At 71.1% G+C, this 15,192-nt stretch carries 16 protein-coding genes; 3 read left to right on the plus strand and 13 right to left on the minus strand.

Translation table 11 applies throughout. The features are described 5' to 3' along the window. Positions 1-247: 247 nt before the first annotated feature. The 3 genes from ASF52_RS12880 to ASF52_RS12890 all read right to left on the minus strand — a co-directional run bounded on the left by ASF52_RS12880 (position 248) and on the right by ASF52_RS12890 (position 2,942). On the minus strand, positions 248-889 hold the full coding sequence (locus ASF52_RS12880; RefSeq protein WP_056172512.1) for a Smr/MutS family protein: 642 nt from the start codon (positions 887-889) through the stop codon (positions 248-250). Further along, a complete protein-coding gene (locus ASF52_RS12885) occupies positions 886-2,115 on the minus strand; it encodes an MltA domain-containing protein (protein WP_082515325.1) in 1,230 nt (409 codons plus the stop codon). The genes ASF52_RS12880 and ASF52_RS12885 overlap by 4 nt, the downstream gene beginning before the upstream one ends. 101 nt (positions 2,116-2,216) lie before the next feature. Beyond that, positions 2,217-2,942: a Tim44/TimA family putative adaptor protein gene (locus ASF52_RS12890; protein WP_056172518.1), complete on the minus strand. Its 726-nt coding sequence runs from the start codon at positions 2,940-2,942 to the stop codon at positions 2,217-2,219. A 479-nt stretch (positions 2,943-3,421) separates the two neighbouring features. Between ASF52_RS12890 and secB the strand changes: the two genes are divergently transcribed. From secB to hisS, 3 genes are all read left to right on the plus strand, one after another. Then, positions 3,422-3,928: a protein-export chaperone SecB gene (gene secB, locus ASF52_RS12895; protein ID WP_056172521.1), complete on the plus strand. Its 507-nt coding sequence runs from the start codon at positions 3,422-3,424 to the stop codon at positions 3,926-3,928. Between the two features lie 174 nt (positions 3,929-4,102). Continuing rightward, complete coding sequence (locus tag ASF52_RS12900) at positions 4,103-4,588, plus strand: DUF3429 domain-containing protein (RefSeq protein ID WP_056172524.1); 486 nt, start codon at positions 4,103-4,105, stop codon at positions 4,586-4,588. A 122-nt stretch (positions 4,589-4,710) separates the two neighbouring features. Further along, complete coding sequence (gene hisS / locus ASF52_RS12905; protein WP_056172527.1) at positions 4,711-6,234, plus strand: histidine--tRNA ligase; 1,524 nt, start codon at positions 4,711-4,713, stop codon at positions 6,232-6,234. 95 nt (positions 6,235-6,329) lie between these two features. Here hisS and ASF52_RS12910 read toward each other — a convergent pair whose 3' ends face one another. From ASF52_RS12910 to ASF52_RS12955, 10 genes are all read right to left on the minus strand, one after another. Continuing rightward, entirely contained in the window at positions 6,330-7,322 is a 993-nt protein-coding gene (locus ASF52_RS12910; protein WP_056172531.1) for a sulfonate ABC transporter substrate-binding protein, read from the minus strand. A gap of 191 nt (positions 7,323-7,513) precedes the next feature. Next, on the minus strand, positions 7,514-8,674 hold the full coding sequence (gene ssuD / locus ASF52_RS12915) for an FMNH2-dependent alkanesulfonate monooxygenase (RefSeq protein ID WP_056172534.1): 1,161 nt from the start codon (positions 8,672-8,674) through the stop codon (positions 7,514-7,516). Positions 8,675-8,743: 69 nt separating this feature from the next. Then, positions 8,744-9,595, minus strand: coding sequence for an ATP-binding cassette domain-containing protein (locus tag ASF52_RS12920; RefSeq protein ID WP_056172539.1), 852 nt, complete (start codon positions 9,593-9,595; stop codon positions 8,744-8,746). Between the two features lie 47 nt (positions 9,596-9,642). Continuing rightward, on the minus strand, positions 9,643-10,455 hold the full coding sequence (gene ssuC, locus ASF52_RS12925; protein ID WP_056172542.1) for an aliphatic sulfonate ABC transporter permease SsuC: 813 nt from the start codon (positions 10,453-10,455) through the stop codon (positions 9,643-9,645). A gap of 102 nt (positions 10,456-10,557) precedes the next feature. After that, on the minus strand, positions 10,558-11,139 hold the full coding sequence (gene msuE / locus ASF52_RS12930) for an FMN reductase (protein ID WP_056172546.1): 582 nt from the start codon (positions 11,137-11,139) through the stop codon (positions 10,558-10,560). 229 nt (positions 11,140-11,368) lie between these two features. After that, positions 11,369-11,803 (minus strand): TIGR01244 family sulfur transferase, encoded by a 435-nt coding sequence (locus ASF52_RS12935; protein WP_056172549.1) that lies wholly within the window; start codon positions 11,801-11,803, stop codon positions 11,369-11,371. Positions 11,804-11,806: 3 nt separating this feature from the next. Then, on the minus strand, positions 11,807-12,529 hold the full coding sequence (gene dnaQ, locus ASF52_RS12940; RefSeq protein WP_056172552.1) for a DNA polymerase III subunit epsilon: 723 nt from the start codon (positions 12,527-12,529) through the stop codon (positions 11,807-11,809). 58 nt (positions 12,530-12,587) lie between these two features. Further along, positions 12,588-13,196, minus strand: coding sequence for a dephospho-CoA kinase (gene coaE, locus ASF52_RS12945; RefSeq protein ID WP_056172555.1), 609 nt, complete (start codon positions 13,194-13,196; stop codon positions 12,588-12,590). Continuing rightward, positions 13,193-14,056: a shikimate dehydrogenase gene (locus ASF52_RS12950; RefSeq protein WP_056172557.1), complete on the minus strand. Its 864-nt coding sequence runs from the start codon at positions 14,054-14,056 to the stop codon at positions 13,193-13,195. The genes coaE and ASF52_RS12950 overlap by 4 nt, the downstream gene beginning before the upstream one ends. After that, positions 14,053-15,054 (minus strand): cation diffusion facilitator family transporter, encoded by a 1,002-nt coding sequence (locus tag ASF52_RS12955; RefSeq protein WP_056172561.1) that lies wholly within the window; start codon positions 15,052-15,054, stop codon positions 14,053-14,055. Before ASF52_RS12955 ends, ASF52_RS12950 begins: the two co-directional genes overlap by 4 nt. Positions 15,055-15,192: the final 138 nt, after the last annotated feature.

A 15,192-nucleotide genomic window follows, 5' to 3' on the forward strand; every position in this document is an offset into this window, starting at 1 on the left:
AATTCAAAACCGCGGCAGGACGGACGGAAGGGCGGAATGCATTCTGGGATGGAGTCGCCGGGCGCGGTGAAGGCGCCTTTGGTCGGAGCGTCGAAGGGGGACGGCTCCGCGCATCGTCTTGAGGGAGCCTTGGGGCTCACGGGATGCAGCACGGCATAACGAGGAGGGAGTTCAGCCCTATCGTGATTCTCGATTTTTCTCAAGCCCTCAACCGGGACCGGCACGACCCGCCCCCGGGACGCGCCTATCAGCGGCGGCGCAGGCGAACGTAGAGGGCCCCGGCTCCGCCGTGGTGACGGGCCGCTTCCTCGAAACCGAGCACGATGCTGCGCAGCTCGGGCGCGCGCAGCCAATGCGGAACACTGCGGCGCAGGACCCCGCGCTCCGAGAAGGCGTCGTTGTAATCCATCCCACCCTTGCCCGTGACGACGAGCACATGGGTGTGGCCGGCTGCCCGTGCCCGCATGAGGAACCCGGTCAGCGCGCCGTGGGCCTGGGCCTGATACATCCCGTGGAGATCGATCCGGGCATCGACCTGAAGCGCGCCGCGCCGAAAAGCGAGACGGACGCGGCGCTCGAGCCCGGGCGCCAGGGCGGGAGCCGCGACCGGCGGGGCGACAACGGGAGCGGGGAGGGCCGGAGGCGGATTGGGTTTCAGGGTGACGCGTTTCGCCGGCGGCTTTACGGCCGGCTTCGCAGGCGTCGCGGACGAAGGCTTGTGAGCCGGCTTCGCACCGGCCTTCGGCAGCGGCGTGGCGGGCGGATTGGCGTCCGGCGCTTTCGGCTTGGGCTTGGACTTCGCGCGCAGGGGCGTGATCAGGCGGGCGATCTCACCCCACAGGTAAGCGTCCTCGCCGGAGAGGCCACGGGGTCGGCGGGGGAGTCTCATGGTTGGGTCGGGGCGAGGGCAGGGGCCTTCGGGGGGACCTCGGCGGGGGCCTTCGGGGGGACCTCGGCGGGGGCCTTCGAAGAGACCTCGGGAGAGGCCTTGGCCTCGCCGGAACGGGGCAGCAGCACGACGAAGCCGGCCGTCGCCCGTAGGTTGCCGGCGGCGACACCCGCAGCCTCGCCGGTGCCGAGGTAGAGATCGCCCCGGGCCGGGCCGACGATGGCCGAACCGGTGTCGGCCGCGATGGCGAGGCGCGCGGTCCGGGAATCGCCGGCGGCTTCGAGCCAGAACGGCAGGCCGTAGCGCCACAGGGTGGAATCCACCGCGAGGCTGTGTCCGGGGCTCAGCGCGGCGCCGGCGGCCCCCGGGGGGCCGAGCGACGGGTCCTCGACGGGCGCCAGCTTGAAGAAGATGTACGATTCGTTGCGGCGCATCAGGCGGCGGGCCGTCTCGGGGTTGTCCCACAGCCAGCCCGTCCAGCGCGCCAGGGTGAGGCCGTCCAGGGGCAGATGGCCCTCGGTGACGATGAGTTTGCCGATGGAGGTGTAGGGCCGGCCGTTGCGCCCGTCATAGAGCACCCGCACCGTCCGGCCGTCGGTCAGGCGCACCCGCCCCGAGCCCTGGACCTGCAGCACGAACAGGTCGACGGGGTCGAGCCAGAGCAGCGCCTTGGCGACCTCCCCCAGGGCTCCGTCCTCGATGGCGGCACGGGTGGGATAGGGGGCCAGCCCCGTCTCCGTCCGGCGCGCGGCGCGGAGCGCCGGATCGAGGCCCGTTCGGGTCTCGCCGGGCTCCAGGCTCACGAGGTCGTCGGGCCGGGCGAGGACGGGCGCGGTGAAGCCCGGAGCCGCGACGGACGAGCCCGTGAGTTCCGGCTCGAAATACCCGGTCAGGAATCCCGCCCGGCGCTCGGGAACGCCGTCAACCGCGGGGCGGACGATCCGGTAGGCGTCGAACGCCGTAGCGAAGAAGGCGGCCGCGCCCTCGGGCGGGACGGCGGCGGCGCGGGCGCAGGCCGCCGCGAGATCGCCCGCATCGCCGGCGACCGACGGCGCCATCGGGACGGGGGCCGCCGCGCAGGTCCGGCGGAAGGCTTCGAGGGCACGGACCGGATCGGGACCGGGAAAGCCCGGCAGGCGCGCGAGATCGACCCACTCCAGCACCGCTCCGCCCGAGACCACTGCGCTCAAGACCCCTCCGCCCGAGACCGCTCCGCCCAAGCGCAGCGGCTCGGCCGCGTGGGCGACCGAGCCGGGGAGGGGAGGGCAGAGGGCGAGGGCGGCCAGGGCCGCGCCGAGGGCGAGTGGTCGCACGCGGTCCGGAGGGGTCAGGCGCCGGCTTCGGTGGCGACGAGCTGCCAGTTCGGGTCGCGGGTGCCGAGCGTCCGGGCGAAGGTCCACACGTCGGGCACCTCGACCACGGTCTCGGCACTGCCGTCGATCACCTGGCCCTGCGCGTTGCGGGTCGCGGTGATGAGGTGGGACAGGAAGTGCACCGTCACCTGGGCGACGCGGTTCTTCACGTCGACGGCGACGATCTCGGCCTTGTCGAGGGAGACGAAGGTGGTCTCGACCACTTCCTTCCGGCCCTCGCGGGCGTCGATCTCGCGCTCGAAGCCTTCGCAGACCTCCCGCGAGAGCAGGCTGCGCAGTGTCTTGCGGTCGCCCTTGGCGAAGGCGATCACGATGGCCTCGTAGGCCGACTTGGCACCCTCGACGAAGCCGCGCGGATCGAAACCGGGCTCCACCTGCACCACCGCTTCGAGGCCGTTGGCGATGGCCGAGCCCGGCTCGGCGATGCCGCGCCAGTCGCGGACCTCCGCCTTGGGGGCCGCTTGGCTCCGGTCGGCCTGCGCACGGTCGGCGCCGGGCAGGCGAACCACGTTGTCGCCCTCCGTCCGGTTGGCCGGGGGCTCCGTGCGGCTGCGGTCCACGGGCTTGAACGGCGAGCGTTCCGCTCCGGTCTTCTGGCCGAGCACCGAGCGCAGCCGCCAGATCACGAACACCGCCAGGGCGAGGAAGATCAAGGTCGTCAAGTCGAAGGAGTCCTGCATCACCGATCCTGATCGTGGCCGTCGCACGACAGCTGAAGTTCGAGGGGCTCCGGAAACCCCGCATCCCGCGCGTTGCGAGTCCGTTACCAAACTCCCGCACCAAACTCCCGTCGCACCGTCGCGCCCGGAGCCCGATCCAACCATGGATCCGGCCATGGGCGGGAGTTTTGCAAGCACTCTTAGCCGAGGCCCGCGCCGGGAGCGAGCCGGGTCGTTCAACCCGACCCGTCGAGCGCGCCCGCCGCAACGCCGTGGTGCGTTCTCGGCCTGCCGCGTTGTCCGGGATATGGTGCGTGCCCGGCCCGGTTCCAGCCGCCGCCAGCCGGCGCCTTGTTCGCACCGGATGGGCATGATAGCGCGCTCTCGCACCGGATGGGTGGTCGCAACCGTCGCAAGCACACAAGAACTGGCTCGGTCGCCGGCCCGCATGTGCTCCCAAGGATCGCGCCCCCAGGGCTCTTGAGAAGGACGACAACGCCATGGCCGACACATCGGCACCGAACGGGAACGGTGGCGCCACGGCGCAGGCCGAGGACCAGCTCCCCGCCATCAACGCCCTGGGGCAATACGCCAAGGATCTCTCCTTCGAGAATCCGAACGCCCCGCGCTCGCTTCAGCCCCAGGAATCCGCGCCGCAGATCAACATCCAGGTCAACGTCAACGCCAAGCAGCTCGCCGAAGAGGACTTCGAGGTCGAGCTGACCCTGGAGGGCGACGCCAAGACCGGCACCGAGGTGCTGTTCGCGTTCGAGCTGACCTATGCCGGCATCTTCCGCATGCGCAACATCCCGCAGGACCAGCTGCATCCGGCCGTGATGATCGAGTGCCCGCGCCTGCTGTTCCCGTTCGCGCGCCAGATCGTCGCCGAGGCCGTGCGCAATGGCGGCTTCCCGCCGCTCTACATCGACCCCATCGATTTCGTCGGCCTCTACCGCCAGAAGGCGATGGAAGCGCAAGGCGCCGAGACCGGCCCGCTCTCGTCCTGAGCCCGAGCGGTTCCCCGACGTCGCTTCGTCGAGCGAACGCTTTTTGCCCCGGCCTCACGGCCGGGGCTTTTCTTTGCCGTATCGTCCCCGTCGCAGACCGTGGTCCTGTGCCGGAATGAAGCTGGAACAGCACGACGCCCGGCCGGTTACCCGCCTTTCGCGCAGGAGGGGCCTATGACGGACCAGGAGAACCGGACACTGACCGTCTCCGAGCCCGGGGCCGTGCCGTGGCTCAGTGTGGTGTTCGGCTACGGACCGATGCTGCCCTTCGCAGCGGGCGCGGCGGCCGCGTGGTGGCTCGGCGGGGTCTGGGGCGAGCTGGCTCTGTCCCTCACCACCCTGTGGGGCTGCGCGATCCTGCTGTTCCTCTCCGGCGTCCGGCGCGGCCTTAGCTTCCGCACGGAGGGCGGTCCGACCTGGGTCCAGATCGCCACGATGCTGGCCCTGTTCCTCCTCGGCTTCTGCGCCCTCGTGCTCACGACCGGCGGCGCGACCGGCCCCGCGCTCATTCTGCTCATCGTCGGATTCGCCGGGATCGCCGTGCTCGATCCCATCGCGGCGCGCCGGGGCGAAGCGCCCCTGTTCTTCGCGCGCCTGCGTCCGCTCCAGATCCCCATCGCGATTCTGAGCCTTTGCGCGCTCCTCGCCCTGAAGCTGTAGATCGGCGCCGCACTCGGTCCGGGTGCCGGCCGCGCTCGTGATGCCGGCCGCGCTTGCCGCTCCGGCCCCCCCGCGATAGAGCCCGCGCAACCCCCAAAAACCCTCCGCAGAGCGAAACCACCATGGCCAAGGCCGATTCCCACCAGGCCGACACCCTGAAGCCGCGCCTGCCGCGCGGGTTCGTCGACCGCCGCGCGGACGAGATCGCCGCCCAGCACCGGATGCTGGAGACGATCCGCCAGAGCTTCGAACTCTACGGCTTCGAGGCCCTCGAGACCCCGTTCGTCGAATACACCGAGGCGCTCGGCAAGTTCCTGCCCGACCTCGACCGGCCGAACGAGGGCGTGTTCTCGTTCCAGGACGACGACGAATCCTGGCTGTCGCTGCGCTACGACCTCACGGCGCCGCTGGCCCGCCACGTCGCCGAGCATTTCGATTCCATCCCCAAGCCCTACCGCAGCTTCCGCGCCGGCTACGTCTTCCGCAATGAGAAGCCCGGCCCGGGGCGCTTCCGCCAGTTCATGCAGTTCGACGCCGACATCGTCGGGGCCGGCACCGTCGCGGCGGATGCCGAGATCTGCATGCTCATGGCCGACACCCTGGAGAAGCTCGGGCTCACCGGCCAGTTCGTCGTCAAGGTGAACAACCGCAAGGTGCTCGACGGCGTCATGGAGGCCATCGGCCTCGCGGGCGCCGACAAGGCGGGCCAGCGCCTCACCGTGCTGCGCGCCATCGACAAGCTCGACCGCCTCGGGCCCGACGGCGTGCGCGACCTTCTCGGTGCCGGCCGCAAGGACGAGAGCGGCGACTTCACCAAGGGCGCCGGCCTCGATGCGGCGGCGGTGGAGCGCATCCTCGCCTACGTCTCGTTCCAGTCCGCCCCCGTGGAGGGCGCCGACCGCATGGCGTTCTGGGAGCAGTTCTTCGGCACCTGGACCGAGGTGGTGGGCGATTCGGTGACCGGCCGCGAGGGGATCGCCGAACTCCACGCGATGATGCGCCTGTGCGCGGCGGCCGGCTACGGCTTCGACCGGATCCGCGCCGACCCCAGCGTGGTGCGCGGCCTCGAATACTACACCGGCCCGGTCTACGAGGCGGAGCTGACCTTCCCGGTCGTGAACGAGGACGGCCAGACCGTGCGCTTCGGCTCGGTGGCGGGCGGCGGGCGCTACGACGGTCTCGTCGGGCGGTTCCGCTCGGAGCCGGTGCCGGCCACCGGCTTCTCCATCGGCGTCTCGCGCCTGTTCTCGGCGCTCCAGCTCACCGGGAGCCCGCTCCTGGAGGGCACAAGCAAGCCCGGCCCCGTGGTCGTGCTGGTGCTGGATCGTGAAAACATCGCCGATTACCAGCGCCTCGTCGCGGCCTTGCGCGGCGAAGGCATCCGGGCCGAGCTCTACCTCGGTGGCTCCGGCATGAAGGCGCAGATGAAGTATGCCGACCGGCGGGGTTCCCCCTGCGCCATCATCCAGGGCTCGAACGAGCGCGAGGCCGGCGAGGTCCAGATCAAGGACCTCATCGAGGGCGCCAAGGCCGCCGAGGGCATCAGCAGCAACGCCGAGTGGAAGGCCGCCCGGCCGGCGCAGTTCTCGGTGCCGGAGGCCGAGATGGTCGCGCGGGTGCGCGAAGTCCTGGCGCGGCACTACTAGGGCACCGCCTCGGTGAACGATGCCAAGCGAAAGGGCGGGGGGACGCATCCCCCCGCCCTTTCGCGTTTCGTCGTCACTCCGTGTGGATTCGGGTTTTAGCTGCCGGGCTTCCACACGGCGTCCGAGACCACCAGGGGCTTCGGCAGCAGGCCGAGGCGGTGGAAGGTGTCGGCCACGGCCTGCTGGTCGGCCACGGTGCCGGCGTCGAGGGGCGTGACCCCGTAGGTGAGGCGCTTGAGGGCGACGGTGAGGATCGGGGCCGGGATGCCCACGGACGGCGCGAGTTCGGCCGCGACCGCATCGGTGTTGTCCTTGGCCCAGGCGTCGATGGTCCCGATGGCCGCCAGGGTGGTGTCGAGGACGGCGCGGTTGACGGCGGCGTCGGCGAAGGGGCGGCGCGAGAGGTAGAACTGCCGGTTCGGCACGAGGCCCTCACCGGTGACGAGGGTGCGTGCGCCCGTCGCCCGCTCGCCGGAGGCGAGGTAGGGGTCCCAGATCGCCCAGGCGTCGACGGAGCCGCGGGCGAAGGCCGCCGCCGCGTCGGCGGGTCCGAGGAAGGCGAGCTTCACCGCATCGTAGGGGATGCCCGCCGCTTCGAGGGCACGCACCAGGAAGTAGTGGACGTTGGAGCCCTTGTTGAGGGCGATGGTCCGGCCGCGCAGGTCGGCCACGGTGCGGATCGGGCTGTCGGCGGCCACCAGGATCGCTTCGCCGCGGGGCGCGGCTGGCTCGTGGGCGACGTAGACGAGGTCGCGGCTCGCGGCCTGGGCGAAGATCGGCGGCGCCTCGCCGGCCGAGCCTAAATCGATGGCTCCGGCATTGAGCGCTTCCATCAGGGGCGGGCCCGACGGGAATTCCGACCACGTCACGCGGTAGCCGAGCGGCTTCAGACGCTCCTCCAGCAGGCCCTTGCCCTTGAGGAGCACGAGGGTGCCGTACTTCTGGTAGCCGATCCGGATCACCTTCTCGTCGGCCCGGGCCTGGAGGGTGAACAGCATCAGGAACGAGAGGGCGGCGGCGAACCACGCCCAGGCGCCGACGGATAGGACTCTCGGGGCGACGAGGACATGGGTGGTGGCGCGTGGCATGGACGTTCTTCCGACAGGGGGAGGGGACGGGATTCGGTGGACACCGGAAGCGCGCTCCTCCCCCTCGCGGGGAGGAGTCGGAGGTGGGGGTGGCCGGGCGCTCCTCATCGAGCCAGGACTTCACCGTGCGGAGGCCGGCGGAACCACCCCCACCCTCGATCCCTCCCCGCAAGGGGAAGGGAGGTGCGTCCTCAGTGCGCCGACACCCGGCGGGGCACGATGTCGTTGGCCATCACCTCGCCGAAGGGCCCGTCGTTGCGGGCGTTGCTCGGGGCGACGCCGGTGGTGGCGCGCAAGGGGAGCTTCGGGAACACGAGTTCGGCGAAGCGGTAGGCTTCCTCAAGGTGCGGGTAGCCCGACAGGATGAAGCGATCGATGCCCAGATCGATATACTCCTTCATCCGGTCGGCGACCTGATCCGCGGAGCCGACGAGGGCGGTGCCGGCGCCGCCGCGCACGAGGCCGACGCCGGCCCAGAGGTTGGGCGAGACCTCGAGCTTGGTGCGGTCGCCGCCGTGGAGCGCCATCATCCGGCTCTGGCCGACGGAATCCTGGCGCTTCAGGGTGGCCTGCGCCTTGGCGATGGTCTCGTCGTCGAGGCGCGAGATCAGGTTCTCGGCGGCCGCCCAGGCCTCGCCCTCGGTCTCGCGGACGATGACGTGCAGGCGGATGCCGTACGAGAATGTTTTGCCTTTCCGGTCGGCGGCCTCCCTGGCCTTGGCGATCTTCTCGGCCACGCCGGCCGGGGGCTCGCCCCAGGTCAGGTAGACTTCGCAATGCTCGGCCGCGACCTCGATGCCGGCGGGGGAGGAGCCGCCGAAATACAGCGGCGGGTAGGGGTTCTGCACGGGCGGGAAGATCACCCGGCCCTCCTCGACCTTGAGGTGCTTGCCTTCGTAGCTGACGGTCTCACCGGACATCAGCCCGCGCCAGATGTGCAGGAACTCGTCGGTGACGACGTAGCGCTCGTCGTGATCGAGGAACACGCCGTCGCCGCGCAGCTCCACCGGATCGCCGCCCGTGACCACGTTGATGAGGAGGCGGCCGTCGGAGATCCGGTCGAGGGTGGCGGCCATGCGGGCGGCGACGGCCGGTTCCTGCAGGCCGGGGCGCACGGCGACGAGAAAGCGCAGGCGCTGGGTCAGGGGGACGAGGGCGGAGGCCACCACCCAGGAATCCTCGCACGAGCGGCCCGTGGGTAGGAGCACGCCATAATAGCCGAGCTCGTCCGCCGCCTGCGCGATCTGGCGGAGATACGGCAGCGTGACGGCGCGCGCGCCCTCCTGGGCACCGAGGTAGCGGCCGTCGCCGTGGGTGGGCAGGAACCAGAGGACGTCGGTCTGACCGGTCATGGGAAACTCTTTCGGATGAGGGGCGAAAGCGCGGCCGAAGCCGGCGCTTGGTTCTGTAGGATGCCCGGCTCAGGCCGGCGCTTGGTTCTGAAGCAGATGGTCGAGGATGCGGCCTTCGAGGGCCGCGAGGTCCGGGTCGCCGCGCCGGCGCGGGCGGGGCACGTCGACCTTCACGTCGAGGGCGATGTGCCCGTTCTCGACGACGAGGATGCGGTCGGCCATGGCCACGGCCTCGGCGACGTCGTGGGTGACGAGGAGGGCGGTGAAGCCCTGTGCCTGCCAGATCGCCTCGATCATCGCCTGCATGTCGATGCGGGTGAGGGCGTCGAGGGCCCCGAGGGGCTCGTCGAGGGCGAGCAGGCCGGGGCGGGAGACGAGGGCGCGGGCGAGCGCCACGCGCTGACGCTGGCCACCGGACAGGGTGGCGGGCCAGTTGGCCGACTTGTCGGTGAGGCCGACCTCGGCCAGCGCGCTCGCGGCCCGCGCCCGGCGCTCGGCCCGGGTGCCGGTTTCGCCCAAGCCCACCGCGACGTTGTCCACCACCTTGGCCCAGGGCAGGAGGCGCGGCTCCTGGAACATGATGCGCTTCGGGGGCGCCCGCACGGCGTCGGATTCGAGGACGACGCGGCCGGCGCTCGGCTGCTCCAGGCCGAGGATGAGGCGCAGCAGGGTGCTCTTGCCGCAGCCCGAACGGCCGACGACGGCGACGAACTGCCCGACCGGGATATGGAGGTCGAGGCCGGCGATGACCGTATGCCCGTCGAAGGATTTCGACAGGTCGCGGACGGTGACGGCGAGGCCGCCGGTGGCCTCGGGCGGCCGGGCGCGGGGGGCGGTACCCTTCGCCGGCCGATCGGCGGGCTTCTGAACGGGGACGGTTTCGGGCGCGGCGTCGTGGACGCGCAGGGCGGTGGCGGTCATGGCCGGGTCCGTTGGAGTTCTTCGAGGGCTTGGAGCGAGGCGGCGCCTCAGACGGTCCGGTAGGCGGGATTCCAGGCGAGACAGGTGCGCTCGAGCCAGCGGGTGAGCACGTCGGCGAGCTTGCCGAGGCCGGCATAGATCACGATGGCCAGTACCACGACATCGACGAGCATGAACTCGCGTGCCTGCATGGCCATGTAGCCGAGCCCCGACGAAGCCGAGATGGTCTCGGCGACGATGAGGGTCAGCCACATGATGCCGAGCGCGTAGCGCAGGCCGACGAAGATCGACGGCAGGGCGCCGGGCAGGACCACGCGGGTGAACAGGCTCCACGACGATAGGCCGTAGACCCGGCCCATCTCCACGAGCTGCGGATCGACGGAGCGGATGCCGTGCAGCGTGTTGGCGTAGACGGGGAAGAACACGCCGAGCGCCACGAGGAAGAGCTTGGCCTCCTCGCCGATGCCGAACCACAGGATCACCAGGGGAATGAGGGACAGGTGGGGCACGTTGCGCACCATCTGCACGGTGGTGTCCGTGAGCCGGTCGGAGGCACGCGACAGGCCGTTGGCGAGGCCGAGCGCGAAGCCGATGCCGCCGCCGACGGCGAAGCCCGCCAGCGCCCGCAGGGTGCTGACCCAGAGGTTGGCCCAGAGTTCGCCCGTGCGGCCGAGCTGCCAGCCCGCCGCGATCACATCCAGGGGCGCCGGCATGAACCGGGTCGAGACGAGGCCGGCCGAACTCGCCGCCTGCCAGCCGAGCACGATGCCGAGGGGCAGGAGCCAGGGGACGAGGCGCTGGGCGGCGCCGTCGCGCAGACGCGTGGAGAGCCGCGGCGCGGAAAGGGAGGGACTTGCCATGGGATGTCAGCCGTTGGGAGGGACCGCCCATACGGCGTCGCGGACGCGGATGGGCTTCTCGGGGTCAGGCCTGCGCCGATGCGGGGCGGGGCCGCCTTCGGATCACCGGGCGGCGCCGGCCACGGCACGGACGCCGCCACGCGCGGCCGAGGCGTGGATGAGCTGACTCGCGAGCTGGCCCGCCGCATCGGAGACCCGCGCGCGCACGCCGGGATCCGTCAGGGCCCCATCGGTGAAGTCGGCATCGGACGCGTAGACGGCGGTCGGCAGGGCGAGCGCCCCGAAGAATCCGAACAGGGGCCGGAAGGCGTGCTCGACCACGAGGGCATGGCGGGCGCCTCCGCCCGTGGCGACGATGGCCACGGGCTTGCCCGTGAGCGCCGTCGGATCGACGAGGTCGAACAGGTGCTTGAACAGGCCCGTATAGGCGCCCTTGTAGACGGGCGACCCGACGATGAGGGCGTCGGCGCCCTCGATGGCCTCGACGATGCGGCGCGCCGGGAGGGACAGGTCCTGGCGCGACCAGGCCGCGCCGAGGGCGGTGCCGGCATCCACCATGTCGAACAGCTGGATCTCGGCCTGGATCTGCGTCTCGGTCTGGGCGGCGACAGCCTCGACGAGGCTGCGCGTCTTCGAGGGGCGTTGCAGGTTCGCGCTGAAACCGACGATGCGGGGGCGGGTCATGAATGTTCCGATCGAACAGCTTTTCGGAGGACAGACAGCGTCGCTCGAAGCAACTCTGTGTTCACGAAAAGATGTCCCACGGTCACCCGTCGGTCAATGAAACGTTCCCTCAAAGATACCCCAGAGCGAAGACGAACACTCTTCGATCCCGGACGAGAAGAGAATATTGTTTTGTCCGCGGCCGAGGAGCTCCGAAACCGAGAGGGCACTGCACCATCGTGAGGACGGATCAGCTGTCGGGTGCGTTGGCATCGAGCCAGGCGACGGCCCCCGTCAGGTCGAAGCCGTGGCGGGTGCCGAAGGCGAGCACCGCGTCGCGACGCATGCGCCCGTCGAGGACCGCGGCGAGGGCGTAGAGGGTCAAGGAACGCGTGCCGGAGCGGCAATGGGCGACGACGGGACCGGGGGCAGCCCGCAGGCTCGCGCGAAACGCATCGATCTCGGGCCGCCCCAGGGTGGCCCCCGTCACCGGCAGGTGGTGATAGGCGAGGCCCGCTTCCCGCGCGGCGGCGGCCTCCGCCTCAGTGCCGGGCTGGCCGGGCTCCTCGCCGTCCGGCCGGTTGTTGATCAGGGTGGTGACGCCCGCGCGTCCGAGCGCAGCGATCTCGTCGAGGGCCGGCTGACCCGCGACCGAGACGGTGTCGTCGATTCGGGTGAGGCGCATGGGTCAGGCCGTTCCGTCTTCGCCGAGATAGTCGCGCCAGACGGAGGCCGGGCCGAGGGTGGCGAGGAAGGCGGCGTGGCGGGCGCTCTCGTCCGGGGTGAGTCGGTGGCGCAGGCGGCGCGGGCCGATGGGGGCACCGTCCTCGGCCAGCGCCGGCCCGGTCTCGGCCGGAATTTCGGCGACGGCGAGCCCGAGGCTGGTCTGCTTGCCGCCGAGCAGCTCGACATAGACCTCCGCCAGGATCTGCGAATCGAGCAACGCCCCGTGCTTCGTGCGCCGGGTGGTGTCGATGCCGTAGCGCACGCACAGGGCGTCGAGGGTGTTGGAGGCGCCCGTGTGCTTGCGCCGCGCGAGTTGCAGAGTGTCGATGACGGCGGCGAGATCGATGGGCGGTGGGGCCGCGGCGCCGAGGCGGGCGTATTCCATGTTGAGGAAGCCGACGTCGAAGGGCGCGTTGTGGATCACCAGGGGGGAGTCGCCGCAGAAGTCGCGGAACTCGTCGACGATGTCGGCGAAGAGCGGCTTGTCGGCCAGCATCGCATCCGAGATGCCGTGCACCCCGAAGGCGCCCTGGGAAACCGGCCGGGTGGGATTCACGAGTTTGTGGAAGACCTTGCCGGTCTGCACGTGGTTGATGAGCTCGACGCAGCCGATCTCGATGAGGCGGTCGCCGTTCTTGGCGTCGGTGCCGGTGGTCTCGGTGTCGAGGACGATCTCGCGCAGCATCGCTTGGGGTCCGTGGGGCCGGGGGTCGCGACGACCATGCGCCGGAGACCGGGCCGGTTCAAGGCGGCGGTGGCATCCCGCGCAGACGGCCCAGGATCGCATCGACCTCGGCCTCGGCATGGGCGAAGCCGAGGCCGGTATCGAGGACGAAATCCGCCCGGGCGCGCTTCTCGGCGTCGGGCAGCTGCTTGGCGAGGATCGACGCGAAGGTCGCCGCGTCCATGCCGGGCCGGGCCAGCACCCGTTCGCGCTGAACCTCGGCCGGCGCCGTGACGACGAGGACCGCGTCGCAGCGCGCGTCCCCGCCCGTCTCGAACAGGAGCGGGATGTCGAGGACGACGACGGGGGCCTGCGCGTGGGCGGCGAGAAAATCGGCACCGGCCCGGCGCGCCAGAGGATGGACCAGCCGCTCCAGGGCGGCGAGGCGCTCCGGGTGGCCGAGCACTTCGCCGCGCAGCCGCTCGCGATCGACGGACCCGTCCGGGGCCAGAACACCGGGAAATTCCTCCGCGATGGCGTGGGCCGCCGCGCCGCCGGGTGCGTAGAGGGCATGGACCGCCGCATCCGCATCGTGGACGGGAACGCCGCGTGCGGAAAACATCGCGGCGGTGGCGGATTTCCCCATGCCGATGGAGCCGGTGAGGCCGAGGACGAGGGGGCGGCTCACGAACCGGCCTTCGATCCGGCTTTTGGGCCGACGATATCGGCGACGAGGCGCTCGCGCAGGGCCGGCGTCACGGCCGGATGCACGCCGAACCAGCGTGCGAAACCCGGCACCGCCTGATGCAGCAGCATCCCGAGTCCGTCGACGGCGGCCAGGCCCCGGGCACGGGCGGCGGCGAGCAACGGCGTCTCCAGGGGCACGTAGACGATGTCGGCGACGCATGCCGTGGCGGGCAGGGGCGTCAGGTCGAGATCGAGGGCGCCATGGCCCGCCATGCCGAGGGAGGTGGTGTTGACGAGAAGCCCGGTTCCGGGGAGCGCGGCGGGCAGGTCGGCCCAGTCGCAGGCGGCGACCCGTTCTGGATCGAGGGCGACGAGAGCCTCCGCCCGGGCGCGGGTGCGGTTGGCTACCCGGATTCGGCTCAGGCCGCGCTCCAGCAGGCCGACCACGATGGCGCGGGCCGCGCCCCCGGCCCCGAGCACAAGGGCGGCGCCGCCCGTGCGCTCCACCCAATCGGCGCCGAGACTCCGGTCGAGATGGGCGATGAAGCCCGGCGCGTCGGTGTTGTCCCCCCACAGGCGTCCGTGCGTGTCGAAGAACACGGTGTTGACCGCGCCGATCTTCTCCGCGCGCGGCGTCAGTTCGTCTACGAGGCGAGAGGCCGCCTCCTTGTGCGGGATCGTGACGTTGCCGCCAGCGAATCCGTGTTCGCGCAGGGTCAACAGGAAATCCGGGAACGCGTCCGGGGCCACGTCGACGCGCGCGTAGGTCCCCGCGATCCCGTGCTCGGCGAGCCAGTGACCGTGGATCAGGGGCGAGCGCGAATGGGCGATGGGATGCCCGACAACGAAGGCCTTCGTCACACCACGTCCTCCGAAGCCAGGATACAGGCGGGGCCGTCCGCCCCTTCGATCTGCACCGTCGCGTGCCCGATGCCGAAGGTCTTGCGCAAGTCCTCGGCGAGGCCGAGCAGGAAGGCGTTGCCCGGGTGGCCCCCCGGCATGACGAGGTGGACGGTCAGCGCGATCTCGGTGGTGCTCATCGGCCAGATGTGGAGATCGTGGAGCGCCGACACCCCCGGCCGGGCACCGAGGAAGCCGCGCACGGCCTCCGGGTCGATCCCCGGCGGCACCGCCGAGAGGGCCATGATCACGCTGTCGCGCAGGAGGCCCCAGGTCATCCAGACGATGAGGCCGGCGATGGCGAGACTGACCGTGGGGTCGATCCACGCGGCTCCCGTGAGCACGATGGCGAGGCCGGCCAGCACAACCCCGAGGGACACGGCGGCATCCGCCACCATGTGCAGGTAGGCGCCGCGGATGTTGATGTCGCTGCCCTTGCCGGAGGCGAACAGCCAGGCGGTGATGCCGTTGATGACGATACCGATGCCGGCCACCACCATCACGGTGACGCCCGCCACGGGCTCGGGGGCCAGGAGCCGGAGGATCGCCTCCCAGATGATGGCGCCCGTGGCGACCAGCAGGAACACGGCGTTGAACAGGGCGGCGAGGATCGAGGAGGCGCGAAGCCCGTAGGTGAAGCGCGGGCTCGGAGCGCGCTTCACCAGCACCGAGGCGATCCAGGCGACGACGAGGCCGAGCACGTCGGAGAGGTTGTGGCCCGCATCGGCCACGAGGGCCATGGATTGCGAGGCGAAGCCGTAGCCGGCTTCGACGATCACGAACCCGGTGTTGAGAACGATGCCGATGGCGAAGGCCCGGCCGAACGAGGCCGGGGCGTGGACGTGTCCACCCCCATGGCCACCGCCGTGATGACTCCCGCCGTGGCTGTGCCGATGCCCGTGATCGTGGCCCGCATGATCATGACCGGCGTGATCGTGGGGGTGGTCGTGTCCGGCCATGGGGGTCTCCGTGGCGCTGCCCGGCGGCGCCGTCGCGGCCGGGAAGAAACCCTGTGCGCGAGGCGTCTCGCGACGAGGCCTTAGCCGCGATCCGTCGGTCCATCCAGGGCGGATGACGACGCGGTCGTCCCGTCCGCG

Origin of the sequence: Methylobacterium sp. Leaf112, from assembly GCF_001423295.1 — a bacterium.
Lineage (GTDB): Bacteria > Pseudomonadota > Alphaproteobacteria > Rhizobiales > Beijerinckiaceae > Methylobacterium.

Excerpts from the sequence above, each read along its gene's own strand:
- ASF52_RS12880 (WP_056172512.1), bottom strand. The coding sequence starts at position 889 with ATGAGACTCCCCCGCCGACCCCGTGGCCTCTCCGGCGAGGACGCTTAC.
- ASF52_RS12890 (WP_056172518.1), bottom strand. The coding sequence starts at position 2,942 with ATGCAGGACTCCTTCGACTTGACGACCTTGATCTTCCTCGCCCTGGCG.
- secB (WP_056172521.1), top strand. The coding sequence starts at position 3,422 with ATGGCCGACACATCGGCACCGAACGGGAACGGTGGCGCCACGGCGCAG.
- ASF52_RS12900 (WP_056172524.1), top strand. The coding sequence starts at position 4,103 with ATGACGGACCAGGAGAACCGGACACTGACCGTCTCCGAGCCCGGGGCC.
- hisS (WP_056172527.1), top strand. The coding sequence starts at position 4,711 with ATGGCCAAGGCCGATTCCCACCAGGCCGACACCCTGAAGCCGCGCCTG.
- ASF52_RS12910 (WP_056172531.1), bottom strand. The coding sequence starts at position 7,322 with ATGCCACGCGCCACCACCCATGTCCTCGTCGCCCCGAGAGTCCTATCC.
- ssuD (WP_056172534.1), bottom strand. The coding sequence starts at position 8,674 with ATGACCGGTCAGACCGACGTCCTCTGGTTCCTGCCCACCCACGGCGAC.
- ASF52_RS12920 (WP_056172539.1), bottom strand. The coding sequence starts at position 9,595 with ATGACCGCCACCGCCCTGCGCGTCCACGACGCCGCGCCCGAAACCGTC.
- ssuC (WP_056172542.1), bottom strand. The coding sequence starts at position 10,455 with ATGGCAAGTCCCTCCCTTTCCGCGCCGCGGCTCTCCACGCGTCTGCGC.
- msuE (WP_056172546.1), bottom strand. The coding sequence starts at position 11,139 with ATGACCCGCCCCCGCATCGTCGGTTTCAGCGCGAACCTGCAACGCCCC.
- ASF52_RS12935 (WP_056172549.1), bottom strand. The coding sequence starts at position 11,803 with ATGCGCCTCACCCGAATCGACGACACCGTCTCGGTCGCGGGTCAGCCG.
- dnaQ (WP_056172552.1), bottom strand. The coding sequence starts at position 12,529 with ATGCTGCGCGAGATCGTCCTCGACACCGAGACCACCGGCACCGACGCC.
- ASF52_RS12955 (WP_056172561.1), bottom strand. The coding sequence starts at position 15,054 with ATGGCCGGACACGACCACCCCCACGATCACGCCGGTCATGATCATGCG.